Below are 13,557 nucleotides of genomic sequence, written 5' to 3' on the forward strand. Positions count from 1 at the left end.
TTTCTTTTACCATTGGCCGTGCTACAGTCTTGCCACCATTTTCACCGCATGCAGGAGTCATCCATGAGCAACGAACTCGTCCCCCTCTCCACCGCGCTCGGCCTGGCCTTGCAGGCGAAAGGCCTGCTGCTGGCCACGGCCGAATCGTGCACGGGCGGCGGCGTGGCGCAGGCCGTCACCGATATCTCGGGCTCGAGCGCCTGGTTCGAACGGGGTTTCGTCACCTATTCCAACGGCGCCAAGAGCAGCATGCTGGGCGTGCCCGCCGAACTGATCGCCGCACACGGCGCCGTCAGCGAGGAAGTGGCCGCCGCCATGGCGCAAGGCAGTCTGGCCCACAGCGAAGCCCAGGTGGCCGTCTCGACCACAGGCATCGCCGGCCCCACGGGCGGCGTGCCGGGCAAGCCCGTCGGCACCGTCTGCTTCGGCTGGGCCATGGACGGACGCATCCAGACGCAGCGGCTCGTGTTTTCCGGCGACCGCCAGGCCGTGCGCGAGCAGGCGGTGGCGCACGCGCTGCGCGAACTGCTGCGCTTTATTCAGTAGCGTCGGCGATGCAGGCGCGGTCGCGGCCTGCCTGCTTGGCCGCGTACAGCGCGCTGTCGGCGCGCATCAGCAATTCGTGGCGGCCGGCGCCGTGGCGCGGATACTCGGCGATGCCGGCCGAAAAGGTGCAGCCCGTCAAGCTGTGCGGCGCCTGCTGGATCAGCAGCTGGCGGTAGCGCGCGGCGATATCGTCGATCTTGTACGCGGCGATGAGGCTGTCGGCTTCGCGCAACAGCAGGCAAAATTCCTCGCCGCCATAGCGGCAGACCATATCGGTGCCGCGCAGCTGGCCTTCCACCAGACGCGCAAACTGGATCAGCACTTCATCGCCAAAATTGTGCCCGTAGGTGTCGTTGACGCGCTTGAAAAAATCCAGGTCGATGATGGCGATGGCCACGGGCGCATCCGCATTGGCCTCGTGCAGGATGGCATTGAGGCAGGTTTCAAAATGGCGGCGGTTGTACAGGCCCGTCAGGTGGTCGCGCATGGCCTGTTCCTTCAGGCTGTCCTGCAGGGAATTGACGTGCAGGATCTGGTGCGCCAGTTCACGGTTCAGGTGCTCGAGCTTGACGTTTTCCGATTCGCGCGCCGCCTGCAGCTCCAGCGCCTTGTCGCGCTCGGCCTTCAGGCTGTGCATTTCCTTTTCCAGGTTGCGCATCAGGCTGCGCGAGGCGCGCGCCGACTTGCTGCTGGCCTCGTAGGCTGCCTGATATTGCTGCAGGAAACCATACGCGGCCTGCCATTCGCCCAGCTGGGCGTTGATGTCGGCCAGTCCCCGCAGTATCTGCTGCTGGTGAAACGGATTGCGCGTCCAGCTCAGCAGGCTGTGCGCCTGCGTCAGCGACGCCAGCGCCTGCGCCGTCTGGCCCGCGTGCAGGTCCAGCTTGCCGCGCACCAGCCACGCATGCATCTGCTCTTCCAGGTCCTGGCCCCGGCGCGCATATTCTTCGGCCCGCAACAGCAATTGCAAGGCACTGTCGGGCTGGCGCAACAGGATGGCTGCGTGGGCGGCGATGCAGAACAGAAAGGCGCGCACGGCCAGATCTTCTTCCGGCCACTCGTAAAACGGTTCCACCAGCGCCAGCGCCTCGGCCGGCTTGCCAGTGGCCAATAAACACATGGCCAGGTTGGCCGAGACGATGGTTTGCTGGTATTTGAGTTTTTGCGTGCCGATGATCTCGAGCGCCTCGACCAGCAGGGGGATGGCGTCTTCATCATTGCCCAGGTCATGCTGCGACGACGCCAGGTTCGACAGGCTGTTGACCCGGTGCGCGGGGCTGCCGAAACGCTCGGCGATGTCGAGCGCCAGCAGGAAATTGCGCGGGCCGTCCTGCGTATCGCCACGGTTCAGGGCATCGACGCCCAGGCGCGCGTACAGCATGAACTTGTGCAGCGAGTCGGGGATCTGCGCGGCCTGGCTGCGCGCCTGCAGGAAATGCTGCTCGGCATCGGCAAAATCGCCGCGCCGGCTCGCATACGCGCCCTGCAGGGCGGCCACTTCCATGCCCCCTTCCAGGTCGCCGCTGTGCTGGAAATACGCGCCCAGGCGCTCGCATGACGGTTCGGCCTCGCCCGCGTAATACGCGAGCCAGCAATGATTGAGTTCCGCATACGCGCCGCCGCGCGCATACTGTTGCCGTTGCGCCGCCGCCAGCGCCATCTGCGCCAGCCGGCGCGCCTGGCGGCGGTTGCCGACCAGGCAAGACAGGGCTTGCTGATTCAGACGGTCAATGTCGGCTTTATCGAGACTGGAGATCGGCACTGCGTCCTCGTTCACACTCTGGGGTGCATTTTTCACACAAAACTTGCTCTACATCAATGGTATCCTGATTAACATCATAACCAGATTCGCTGTTCCGCATGGCATATTTGCAAAGGATTGTGGTAAAAATGCCAGTCGACGCTGTCACGGATCTTTGATTGTCACTGACGCAACAACTTGGAGTAGTCGCAATGCAAAACACGGTACATTTCATCCTGCAGGGCAAGGGCGGCATCGGCAAGACCCTCGTCTCGACCCTGCTGGCCCAGTGGATAGGCGGCAAGGACGACACGCCTTTGCGCTGCTATGACACCGATCAGGAAAACGCCACGTTCTCGCGCTACAAGGCGATGCAGGTCAAGCATGTGCCCGTGATGACGGATGCGCGCAACATCGACCCGAAACGCTTCGACGCGCTGATGATCGACATTCTCGACACGGACGGCAACTGCGTGATCGACAATGGCGCGAACACGTTTTCGCCGCTGATGGGCTACCTGCTGGAAAACGACTGTTTCTCGCTGCTGGAAGAATCGGGCCGCAAGGTCTACATCCACACCATCGTCGGCGGCGGCGATACCCTGCACGACACGGCCACGGGTTTTGTCGCGACGGCCCAAGCGACGAAAGTGCCGCTGGTGCTGTGGCAGAACGAACACTTCGGCCTGCTGCAATCGGCATCCGGCAAGCAATTCGTCGAATCGCAGTCGTACAGCGACAACCGCGCGCGCGTGAAGGGCAGCATCACCCTGAGCCAGCGCAATCCCGACACCTTCGGCGCGGACGTCAAGAAAATGAACACGGCGCGCCTGACGATGCAGGAAGTGCTGCAGAACGACAAGTTCAACATCATGGAAAAGCAGCGCATCAAGGTCGTCTACCGCGACATCTTCGAACAGCTCGACAAGGTGCAGTGGTAGATGGACCGGCACAAACTGCGCAGCCACGTGTTCGACAAGACGGGCATCAAGGTCGACGTCGACGACCCCATATTCGCCCTCGTGGCGCTGAACGAAGCCGTGCTGGCGGAAACCGTCGAGCGCCAGCTGGCCCTGCTGGACGCCGCCACGCAGGCGCTGGCGGCCCAGGCGCGCGCGGCGGGCGGCTTGCCTGCGGCCGTGCCCCAGCCTGCGCCGGAAACGCCGGGGCGCGCGCCTGTCTTCACCCCGCGCGAATGGCGCTTGCTGGGCGCGGCCGCCATCGTCTCCATCGCCAGCGCGCTGTTGGTGCTGGGCGGCGCGGCCCTGCTGTATCAACCGTAGCACCGGTAGCACCGTCGCGCTGCGCCAGCCACGAGCGGGCAGCAGCGTCTTCTCCACCCATCCCTGGAAGCATGCATGAAACCGATCAAACTGCTGGCCCTCCCCGCCCTGTTGCTGTCGCTGTACGGCGCCCCGCTCACCCTCGCCCACGCCCACGCCGCCGATGCGGCTGTCACGACGGGCGCCACGGCCGTGCCAAACATTGCATACGAAAAATACACCTTGCCGAACGGCCTCGACGTCATTCTCGTGGAAGACCATAAATTGCCCGTCACGGCCGTCAACATCTGGTACCACGTGGGACCGGCCAATGAAGCGCCGGGCCTGACGGGCTTTGCGCATTTGTTCGAGCACATGATGTTTGCCGCCACCAAGCACGTGCCGCGCGGCATGGCCGACCAATTGCTCGAAGGCGCGGGCGCCACCGATTCGAACGGCAGCACGGATTTCGACCGCACCAATTATTTCGACACGGTGCCATCGAACCAGCTGGAACTGGCCCTGTGGACGCACTCCGACCGCATGGGCTATCTGCTCGACGTGCTCGACCAGACGGCGCTGACGAACCAGCAGGACGTGGTGCGCAACGAGCGCCGCCAGAGCGTGGAGAATGCGCCGTACGGCATCGTGCAGGAAGCCTTGTACCACCAGCTGTTTCCCAAGACCCACCCGTATTACGCCAGCGTCATCGGTTCGCACGCGGACATCCAGAACGCGAAGCTGGCCGACATCAAGGATTTCTTCACCAAATACTATGGCCCCAACAACGCCAGCCTCGTGATCGCGGGCGACATCGACAAGGCGAAGACCAAGGAACTGGTCAACAAGTATTTTGGCAGCTTCAAGAGCGGCCCGGCCGTGCCGAAACCGAATGTCGTGACGCCGCCCATCACGCAGGAGCGCCGCGTCGTGGTGCAGGACCGGGTCGAGTTGCCGCGCGTCTTCATGGCCTGGCTGACGCCGTCCGCCTACACCAGGGATGACGCGGAATTGTCGATGGCCGCGCATATCCTGGCCGGCGGCAAGTCCAGCCGTTTATATAAATCCCTGGTGTACGACAAGCAGATCGCGCAGGACGTGGGCGCCAGCCAGGGTTCGAACGCCCTCACGTCGATTTTCACCATCGACGCGACGGCGCGCCCGGGCCGCAAGCCCGAGGAAATCGAGCAAGCCTTGCAGGCGGAGCTGGAACAATTGCGCGCCAAGGGCCCGACCGAGAAGGAACTGGAGCGCGCGCGCAACAGCATCGAGACGAGCATGCTGAGCCAGGTGGAAAAAATGGGCGGCCACGGCGTGGCCAACTTGCTCAACGAATACAACCAGTACGTGGGCGACCCCGGCTATCTGGCCAAGGATATCGAGCGCTACCGCCAGGTGACGGCGGCCGGCGTGCAGCGCGCCGTCGACCAGTACCTGAAGAACCAGTCGCGCGTGGTGGTCTATGGCGTGCCCGGCACGCCGGATCTGGGCGCGGAAGTACCGACGCCGGCGCCGGGCAAGGTCAAGCCTGCGCCAGGCACGGCCATCAATGCGGACGAGCCATGGCGCAATGCCGTGCCGAAGGCCGGCCCCGCGCCGAAGATTGTTTTACCGCAAGGAAAATCGTTCACCCTGGCGAACGGTTTGACCGTGATCCACCACTACAACGGCGCCGTGCCGCTCGTGTCCAGCCAGCTGGTCATCAAGAGCGGCTCGGGCGCCAATCCGCTGGCGCAGCCGGGCTTGTCGAGCTTTACGGCGCAATTGCTGCAGGAAGGCACGGCCACGCGCAGCGCGCCGCAGATCGCCGACGACGTGGCGCAGCTGGGCGCGCTGCTCAATACCGGCTCCGGCGTGGACGCGTCGTTCGCCCAGCTGACGTCGCTCAAAGCCACGTTCCCGCAAGCGCTCGACGTGCTGGCCGACGTGGTGCTGCACCCGCAATTCCCGCAGGAAGAAGTCGAACGCCAGCGCGCCAGCCGCATCGGCGAACTGGCGCAGCAGCGCGAAAACGCGGGCTTTGTCGCGGCCCGCGTGGAGGCGGCCGCCCTGTACGGCCCGCAGCATCCATATGGCTACATTCAGCTGGGCACGGAAGCTGCCTTGAAAGCGGCCAGCCGCGCCGACCTGCAAGGTTTCTGGCAGCAGCATTACCTGCCGAACAATGCGGCGCTGATCGTTTCGGGTGATATCGGCGAGACGGAATTGAAAGCGCTGGCCGAAGCGAAGTTTGGCAGCTGGAAGGCAGGCACGGTGGCGCCGTCCGTGGCCGCGGCGCCGCAGACGACGAAGGCAAAATTGATTTTGGTCGACAAGCCGGGCGCACCGCAAACGGCCGTGCGCCTGTCGACCATCGCCGTGCCGCGCGCCACGCCCGATTACGCGCCGCTGCAAGTGATGAACGCGGCGCTGGGCGGCTTGTTTACCAGCCGCCTGAACACCAACTTGCGCGAAGAAAAGGGTTACACGTATGGCGTGCGCTCGCAATTCCAGTACCGCAATCAGCCTGGACCGTTCTCGATTGCCGCCAGCGTGCGCACCGATGTGACGGGCCCGGCCGTGTCGGAAACCGTCAGGGAAATCCGCGCCATGATCGCCAAGCCCTTGGCTCGCCAAGAACTGGCGAATGCGCGCAATTCGCAAGTGCTGTCCTTGCCCGGCCAGTTCGAGACGAATGCCAGCATCAGCGCCAGCATGGCCAACACGTATATCTACGGCCTGGGCCTCGACTACTACACGACCTTGCCGCAGCGCTTTGCCAGCGTGACGGACAAGCAGGTGCAGCAGGTGGCGAAAAAATACCTGCAGCCGGAAAAGCTGATCGTCATCGGCGTGGGCGACAAGGCGAAGATCGCCCCGCAATTGTCGAAGCTGAAGCTGGCGCCCGTGGAAGTGCGCGATGCCGAGGGTAACGTGAAGTAAGTTCTGGGGTCAGACCCGACCGGTCTGACCCCATTGCTAGCGGCGCCGGAACAGAACAACCTTGTCCACCAGCGCCGCGATCGCCACGCCCGCCGTGTAGGCGATCAAATCGACCCAGCCGAAGGCGGAGCCCAGCACCAGGTGTCCCAGCGGATGCGCGCGCAACGCGACGATCCACGGCGCCTGGTATAGCTGGCCGAATTCCACGGCAAAGCAGATCAGCAAGGCCGTCAGCGCCAGCTGCCACGTGCGCATGCGCGTGGCGACGATGCCCAGCGCAAAGACGATCATCATGGCCCACAGGGCGTCGCCCGGATACTTGCCGAGCGCGGCGGGAACGAATTGGGGAAAGGCGCGCGAGGCCAGGCCCAGCGCGATGACAGCCACGGTTGCGCCCACCTGCAGCAGGCGGCGGCGTTCAGGTTTTACCAGGAACATATTTCCATTCAAAGGCACAATACGGGCCGAACCATTGCGGCCCGTCCGATATTGTACTGCGCGGCCGTGTCCGCCAGCAGCCTATCGCATCACTCCAGCTCGACGTGCTGCGCCAGGAAGTCAAGAAAGACGCGCACGCGCAGCGGCACATGCCCGCCTTGCCCCACGAACACGGCATGCACTTCCTCGCTGTCGCCGGGGTTGAACTCTTCCAGCACGGCCTGCAGCCGGCCGGCCGCGATATCGGCGCGCACCTGGAAAGCGGCCAGGCGCGCCAGTCCCAGCCCCGCCAGCGCCAGTTGCCGCAAGGCTTCGCCATCGCTGGCCTGTGCATTGCCAGTGACGGGCACGACGATGTCGCCCTCGGGCAGGCGCAGCGGCCAACCCGAGCGGGCGCGCGCGTAATTGGCGTCGAGCAGATTGTGCGCGGCCAGCTCGGCAGGCATCAACGGCGTGCCGCGCCGCGCCAGGTAGGCTGACGATGCCACGATCGCCATGCGCGTCTGGCCCAGCTTGCGCGCCAGCAGGCTGGAGCTTTTCAGTGGTCCCGCCCGCACGGCCACGTCCGTGCGCTGCTCGAGGATATCGACAACGGCATCCGTGAGCACGATATCGAGCGTCACCTCGGGATAGCGTTCGAGAAACAACGGCGCCAGCGGCAACAAGAAATGCTGGCCGAACGGCACGTTCGCATTGACCTTGATTCTGCCGCGCGGCACATCCTGCACGCCCGCGCAGCGCTCGGCCTCGTCCAGCGCCGCCAGCACGTGCTGTCCCCGTTCGTACAGACCGCAACCCTCGGCCGTCAGTTGCAGCTGGCGCGTGGAGCGGTTCAGCAGGCGCGCGCCCAGGCGCTCTTCCAGCCGAGAAACGAGCTTGCTGACGGCCGATGGCGTCATGCCGCAGGCGCGCGCGGCAGCGGAAAAGCCGCCGAGCTCGACCACGCGCACAAACACTTCCAGCTCGCCGGAACGGTTCACTTCCAGTCTGGCCATTGTGAATTCAACTCATAAATGTTCTTCGATGAGATAGTCTAGTACATAAATGGCTTTGCTTTCATCATGCTGACATTCCCCTTGATAAAGCGAGCCGCCATGCAACGATTGTCCCTCCTCCCCGCCATCCTGCTGAGTCTGGCGCTGAGTGTTCCCCTCGCCCATGCGGCCGAACCGGCCCACGCCTGGCTGGCCAGCTGGACGGCCAGCCCCCAAGCCGTGTGGCGCAGCGATTTCCTGTTCCCCAGCAATGTGCCCGCCGTGCTGCACGGGCAGACCGTGCGCCAGGTGGCGCGCCTCAGCGTGGGCGGCCCGCGCGTGCGCATCGTGCTGTCGAATGCGTATGGCAAGGCGCCGCTGCGCATCGGCGCGGCCACCGTGGCCCTGGCCGCTTCCGGTTCCGCCATCGAAGCGGGCAGCCTGCGCACGCTGACCTTTGCCGGCCAGCCGGCGGCCAGCGTGGCGCCGGGCGCGCCGCTCGTCAGCGATCCAGTCGAGCTGTCCGTGCCGGACCTGGCCCGGCTGACGGTGAGCATCCACCTGCCGCAAGCCAGTCCCGTCTCCACGTTTCACTGGGATGGGCGCGAGACGGCGTGGATCGCCCCGCAGGATCAGACGCGGGCCGCGCGCATCGATGACGCGCCCGGCGTGCAGACCACCACGGCGCGTCTCTTGCTCAGCGCCATACAGGTGGAGGCGGCGCCGGGGGCGCAAGCCGTGGTCATCCTCGGCGATTCGATTAGCGATGGCGCCACTGCCAGCCTGGGGATGGATGCGCGCTGGCCCGATTTCCTGGCCCGGCGCCTGGCGCCGCACGGCGTGGCCGTGATCAATGCGGGCATTTCCGGTGCGCGGCTGTTGTCCGACGGCATGGGAGACAATGCCCAGGCCCGCTTCGAACGCGACGTGCTGGCGCAGCCCGGCGTGCGCACGGTGGTCGTCTTGTTGGGGATCAATGACATCAGCTGGCCCGGCACGGCGTTTGCGCCACGGCAAAAACGGCCGACATTGGAGGAGTTAACAAACGGCTACACCCAGCTGATCGCCCAGGCGCGCAGCCGCGGCGTGCGCGTGATCGGCGCCACCCTGACGCCATTCGAAGGCGCCCTGCCCGGCACGCCCTTGAGCAACTATTACCAGCCAGAAAAAGATGCGCTGCGCCAGCAAGTGAATGCGTGGATACGCGCCAGCGGCAGCTTTGATGCCGTGCTCGACTTCGACGCGTTGGCGCGCGATCCTGCGCACCCGCTGCGCCTGCTGCCCGCCTACGACTCGGGCGACCATCTGCACCCGGGCGATGCGGGCAACCGGGCGCTGGCGGAAGGCATAGACCTGCCGCTGCTGTTTAATAAAAATCAGTCGCCGAGGCCCGCGTACAAGGCCGTGCTCAAGTAGCGTTCGCCGAACGACGGGATGATGGTGACGATGGTCTTGCCCGCGTTTTCCGGACGGCGCGCCACTTGCAGCGCGGCCCACAGGGCGGCGCCCGACGAAATGCCGACCAGCAAGCCTTCATCGCTGGCGGCCAGGCGCGCCGTGGCGAAGGCGTCGTCGTTCTTGACGCAAATGATTTCGTCGTAGATGGCCGTGTTCAATATCTGCGGCACGAAACCGGCGCCGATGCCCTGGATCGGGTGCGGTCCCTTGGTGCCCTTCGACAGCATCGGCGACGCTTCCGGTTCCACGGCGATTACTTGCAGGCCGGGCTTGCGTTCCTTCAGCACTTCGCCGATGCCGGTAATCGTGCCGCCCGTGCCCACGCCGGCAACGACGATGTCCACTCGCCCATCCGTATCGCGCCAGATTTCCTCGGCCGTCGTGGCGCGGTGGATGGCGGGATTGGCGGGATTGTTGAATTGCTGCAGCATCAGATAGCGCGGGTCGGCCGCCACCAGTTCTTCGGCCTTGCGGATGGCACCCAGCATGCCTTCGCTGCCGGGCGTGAGCACCAGCTCGGCGCCATAGGCACGCAGCAGGATGCGGCGTTCGCGGCTCATGGTGTCGGGCATGACGAGGGTGCAGCGGTAGCCGCGCGCGGCGCACACCATGGCCAGCGCGATGCCCGTGTTGCCGCTGGTGGGCTCGACGATGACGGTATCGGAGTGGATCTTGCCTGCGGCTTCCGCGGCGACGATCATGGCCAGGCCGATGCGGTCCTTGACGCTGTGCGCGGGATTGTAGAATTCGAGTTTGGCCAGGATGGTGGCCACACTGCCGGCAGCGATGCGATTGATGCGCACCAGGGGGGTATTGCCGATCAGTTCAGTGACGTCGTTGGCGATGTTCATGGGTGTGGTCTCCACAGCAATTTCAGAAGAACCCAGTCTACCGCGTTTCAGAGCGTAAATGGCGGCGGCGCGGGCATGCGCCGCCGCCAAACTGAACAATTACTTCACGTCCAGCAATTCCACGTCGAAGATCAGTGCCGAGTTCGGTGGAATGTCGCCATTGCCGGCGCCGCGCGGGCCGTAGGCCAGTTCGCCTGGAATGATCAGGGTGCGCTTGCCGCCCACTTTCATGCCGGCCACGCCCTGGTCCCAACCCTTGATGACCATGCCCTTGCCGAGCGGGAAGTCAAACGGGCCACGACCGACGGAGCTGTCGAACTTCTTGCCGCGCGAATCTTTCGCCAGCGGACGGTACAGCCAGCCCGTGTAGTGCACGGTGACGTTACTGCCGACGGACGCTTCCTTGCCCGTGCCGACCTTGTTATCGATCAGAATCAATTTATCGGCGACAGGGCCTGGGCTCAGCGAGACGGCGGAGGCGGGAACAGGCGCTGGCGCCTGTGCCTGCGCCAGCGACGCGGCGACGGAGCAGATCAGGGCAAACAAAACGGAGCTACGCGTCATGATGTATTCTTTCAGTGAGTTTCGGTAAGATCCCTGCCAGTGAAAGTGGGCAGGGAACGCCAATAATAGCAAACCGCCGCAACGATAGGAAAAACTTGTCGCCCGACACACATTGCCCCCGCCTGTTTTACGCGCTGTGGCCCGATGCGGCCACGCGCGCGGCCCTGGCCACCTGGCAGGCGCGCCTGGAAGGCAAACCCGTGCGTCCGGACAAGCTGCACCTGACCCTGGCCTTCCTGGGCCAGCGCCCGGCCGGCGACCTGCCGGCCCTGCTGGATATTCTGGCGCAATTGCCGGCGCATCCCATGCCCCTGCTGTTCGATCACGCCAGCCATTTTACGAAGCTGGCGCTGGCCTGGGCCGCCCTAGCGCGGCCCTCTCCCGCCTTGCTGGACTTGCGCACGGCCTGCATGCAGCGCCTGGCGGAACAGGGGCTGGCGCCCCGCTTCGAGCACGACCGTTTTACGCCGCACGTGACCTTGGCGCGACAGGCGCCGCCGCCGGCCATCAGGGACTTCGCGCCCGTCGCCTGGCAGGCGGACGAGCTGGTGCTGGTGGAATCGCTCAAGAGCAGCGGCGACTACCGCATCCTGGCCAGCAGGAAATTAAGCTAGGCGGCGTCCGGTATCGACACGGGCACCGCGGCTAATTTGTCCTGGCGCAAGCTTTTCAGCGCATGCGCGGCCGCCACCATACCGAAGCTGGCCGTCACCACCACGCTGGAACCGAAGCCGGCGCAGTTCAGGCCCGTCACGCCGGCGGGCGCGCCGCCATCGATGGCGCATGCTTCGGCGCTCTCGGGCGTGCTCAACGGTTCCATGGAAAACACGGCGTCGACATTGAATTTGTTTTTCACGCCACGGGGGAAACCATATTCAGTGCGCAACAGTTTGCGTACTCTCTTGAGCAGCGGTTCCTGTTCCGTTTTCGACAGGTCGCGCACGGCGATCAGGGTCGGGTCCGTCTGCCCGCCCGCGCTGCCGATGGTCAGCATGGGAATGTTGCGCGCGCGGCAATATGCGATCACGGCCGCTTTCGCCTTGGCATTGTCGATGGCATCAACGAGGTAGTCGAAATCGCGCCCGCCCAGCAATTGATCCAGATTATCGGGGGTAATAAAATCCTCGATCTGCGTGACCTGGCAAAACGGGTTGATCAGTTCGATGCGTTCGGCCAGGGCCGTGATCTTGGCCTGGCCAATGGTGTCGCTCATGGCCTGGATCTGGCGGTTGATGTTCGATTCGGCAACATTGTCGAGATCGATCAGGGTCAGGCGGCCGATGGCGCTGCGCGCCAGCGCTTCGACGATCCAGGAACCGACGCCGCCCACGCCGATCACACACACATGGGCGGCGCGGAAACGGGCCAAAGCCGGCGCGCCGTACAGGCGGGCGATGCCGCCGAAACGCCGCTCAAAATCGATCTCGGTCAAGTCCATGGAAATTAGTTCATTGGTGGAGGTATGCATGGCGCCATTTTAACGGACACTGCGCTGACGGATATTCTAAAATAGCCGAATTGACACAGCGACAAGCAGCACTGTCGCCGCGCCCCCACACCGCCCATCACGAGAACTCGCCATGACCTCTCCCCTGTTCGACTCCGTTCCCGGCTTTGACCAGCCCATCGCCGTGCTCAAGCATTGCCACGACAAAATCCGCAAGCAGCTGACGACCCTGCAAAACCTGCTGGGCCATTTGGCACAGCACGGCAACACGACGGACGCGCAGCAGGCAGCCAAGGCGGTGTTGCAATATTTCAATAAAGCCGCCCATCTGCACCATGACGATGAAGAGCAGGACTTGATGCCCATGCTGCAAGCGACTGCCACGGGCGACGATGCCGCCCTGCTGGCGACCCTGGTACCGGAAATCCTGGCCGACCACCAGCGCATGGACCAGGCCTGGCTGACCCTGCGCCCGGAACTGGACGCCATCGCGGCCGGCACGGGCACGCAGCTGTCCGCCGATGGCGTGGCCGCCTACGTTGCCGCCTACCAGGCTCACATGAGCAAGGAAGAGGGCCAGCTGGCACCGATGGCCAAGCGCCTGTTCAGCGCGCAACAAATGGAGCAGCTGGGCACGGCCATGCAGCGCCGCCGCGGCATCGCGCCCGATGTGCCTGACGCGGCCGCTCCCGCCGTCCCCGTGCACGACGCCGCCACCCTGGCCGCCATGCGCATCGACTATGTGCAAAGGCTCTTGTCCGAGGACGACGTACAGCGCGACCCGATCGCGCAATTCGAAAAATGGTTCGATGAAGCACTCAAGTCCCAGGTCAGCGAACCGAACGCCATGAGCTTGTCCACCGTCAGTCCCGAAGGCAAGCCCAGCTCGCGCATCGTGCTGATCAAGCAGTTCGATGAGCGCGGCTTTACCTGGTACACGAATTACAACAGCGACAAGGGCCAGCACCTGCAACACAATCCAAACGCGGCCCTGCTGTTCTTCTGGCGCGAACTGGAGCGGCAAGTGCGCATCGAGGGCACGGTGGTGAAAACCACGGCGGCCGAGAGCGACGAGTATTTCAATGTGCGTCCCCTGCAAAGCCGGCTGTCGGCGATTGCCTCGCAACAAAGCGCCCCCATCGCCGACCGTGCCGCGCTGGAAAGCAATTACGAAGCCGTGGCGGCCGCCGTCGGCGACGCGCAGCCGCCGCGCCCGGCCCACTGGGGCGGCTACCGCTTGCAGCCGGAGCGCATCGAATTCTGGCAGGGGCGCCGTTCGCGCTTCCACGACCGCATCGTGTTTACGCGCGGTGCTGACGGGCAATGGAGCATGCAACGCTTGCAACCGTAAGCA

Annotated in this window: 13 protein-coding genes; 7 read left to right on the top strand and 6 right to left on the bottom strand. The window is 64.6% G+C overall.

The window, feature by feature from the left end; all coding sequences use genetic code 11:
* Window positions 1-63: 63 nt before the first annotated feature.
* Window positions 64-546, top strand: coding sequence for a CinA family protein (locus IGS55_RS21450; protein ID WP_230517042.1), 483 nt, complete (start codon window positions 64-66; stop codon window positions 544-546).
* Here IGS55_RS21450 and IGS55_RS21455 read toward each other — a convergent pair.
* A complete protein-coding gene (locus IGS55_RS21455) occupies window positions 536-2,308 on the bottom strand; it encodes a GGDEF domain-containing protein (RefSeq protein ID WP_230517041.1) in 1,773 nt (590 codons plus the stop codon). The two genes, IGS55_RS21450 and IGS55_RS21455, sit on opposite strands and share 11 nt — an antisense overlap.
* A 191-nt stretch (window positions 2,309-2,499) precedes the next feature.
* Here IGS55_RS21455 and IGS55_RS21460 point away from each other — a divergent pair, with 191 nt between their 5' ends.
* The 3 genes from IGS55_RS21460 to IGS55_RS21470 all read left to right on the top strand — a co-directional run bounded on the left by IGS55_RS21460 (window position 2,500) and on the right by IGS55_RS21470 (window position 6,471).
* Entirely contained in the window at window positions 2,500-3,228 is a 729-nt protein-coding gene (locus tag IGS55_RS21460; RefSeq protein ID WP_230517040.1) for a hypothetical protein, read from the top strand.
* The gene (locus IGS55_RS21465; RefSeq protein WP_230517039.1) at window positions 3,229-3,570 is read left to right on the top strand and encodes a hypothetical protein; all 342 of its coding nucleotides are present in this window, start codon (window positions 3,229-3,231) and stop codon (window positions 3,568-3,570) included. It abuts the gene before it with no gap.
* Between the two features lie 75 nt (window positions 3,571-3,645).
* Window positions 3,646-6,471, top strand: coding sequence for a M16 family metallopeptidase (locus IGS55_RS21470; protein WP_230517038.1), 2,826 nt, complete (start codon window positions 3,646-3,648; stop codon window positions 6,469-6,471).
* A 36-nt stretch (window positions 6,472-6,507) separates the two neighbouring features.
* Here IGS55_RS21470 and IGS55_RS21475 read toward each other — a convergent pair whose 3' ends face one another.
* Window positions 6,508-6,909, bottom strand: a complete 402-nt coding sequence (locus IGS55_RS21475; RefSeq protein WP_230517037.1) for a ribosomal maturation YjgA family protein — start codon at window positions 6,907-6,909, stop codon at window positions 6,508-6,510.
* Between the two features lie 89 nt (window positions 6,910-6,998).
* Window positions 6,999-7,904, bottom strand: coding sequence for a LysR family transcriptional regulator (locus tag IGS55_RS21480; RefSeq protein ID WP_230517036.1), 906 nt, complete (start codon window positions 7,902-7,904; stop codon window positions 6,999-7,001).
* Window positions 7,905-8,003: 99 nt separating this feature from the next.
* Here IGS55_RS21480 and IGS55_RS21485 point away from each other — a divergent pair, with 99 nt between their 5' ends.
* Window positions 8,004-9,299: an SGNH/GDSL hydrolase family protein gene (locus tag IGS55_RS21485; RefSeq protein WP_230517035.1), complete on the top strand. Its 1,296-nt coding sequence runs from the start codon at window positions 8,004-8,006 to the stop codon at window positions 9,297-9,299.
* On the opposite strand, the gene cysK is transcribed toward IGS55_RS21485, so the two are convergent.
* Together cysK and IGS55_RS21495 are read right to left on the bottom strand one after the other, a co-directional pair.
* Window positions 9,260-10,192: a cysteine synthase A gene (gene cysK, locus IGS55_RS21490; protein ID WP_230517034.1), complete on the bottom strand. Its 933-nt coding sequence runs from the start codon at window positions 10,190-10,192 to the stop codon at window positions 9,260-9,262. The genes IGS55_RS21485 and cysK overlap by 40 nt on opposite strands.
* A 99-nt stretch (window positions 10,193-10,291) precedes the next feature.
* The gene (locus IGS55_RS21495) at window positions 10,292-10,756 is read right to left on the bottom strand and encodes an FKBP-type peptidyl-prolyl cis-trans isomerase (protein WP_034746152.1); all 465 of its coding nucleotides are present in this window, start codon (window positions 10,754-10,756) and stop codon (window positions 10,292-10,294) included.
* Window positions 10,757-10,851: 95 nt separating this feature from the next.
* On the opposite strand from IGS55_RS21495, the gene thpR reads away from it, so the two are divergent.
* Window positions 10,852-11,370 (top strand): RNA 2',3'-cyclic phosphodiesterase, encoded by a 519-nt coding sequence (thpR, locus tag IGS55_RS21500; protein ID WP_230517033.1) that lies wholly within the window; start codon window positions 10,852-10,854, stop codon window positions 11,368-11,370.
* On the opposite strand, the gene IGS55_RS21505 is transcribed toward thpR, so the two are convergent.
* Window positions 11,367-12,224: a tRNA threonylcarbamoyladenosine dehydratase gene (locus IGS55_RS21505; protein WP_230517032.1), complete on the bottom strand. Its 858-nt coding sequence runs from the start codon at window positions 12,222-12,224 to the stop codon at window positions 11,367-11,369. The two genes, thpR and IGS55_RS21505, sit on opposite strands and share 4 nt — an antisense overlap.
* Window positions 12,225-12,336: 112 nt before the next feature.
* Between IGS55_RS21505 and pdxH the strand changes: the two genes are divergently transcribed.
* Window positions 12,337-13,554, top strand: a complete 1,218-nt coding sequence (gene pdxH / locus IGS55_RS21510) for a pyridoxamine 5'-phosphate oxidase (protein WP_230517031.1) — start codon at window positions 12,337-12,339, stop codon at window positions 13,552-13,554.
* The last annotated feature ends 3 nt before the right edge of the window (window positions 13,555-13,557 follow it).

The sequence above is a fragment of the Janthinobacterium sp. EB271-G4-3-2 genome (genome assembly GCF_020858035.1).
In the GTDB taxonomy this organism is placed as follows: domain Bacteria; phylum Pseudomonadota; class Gammaproteobacteria; order Burkholderiales; family Burkholderiaceae_D; genus Janthinobacterium; species Janthinobacterium aestuarii.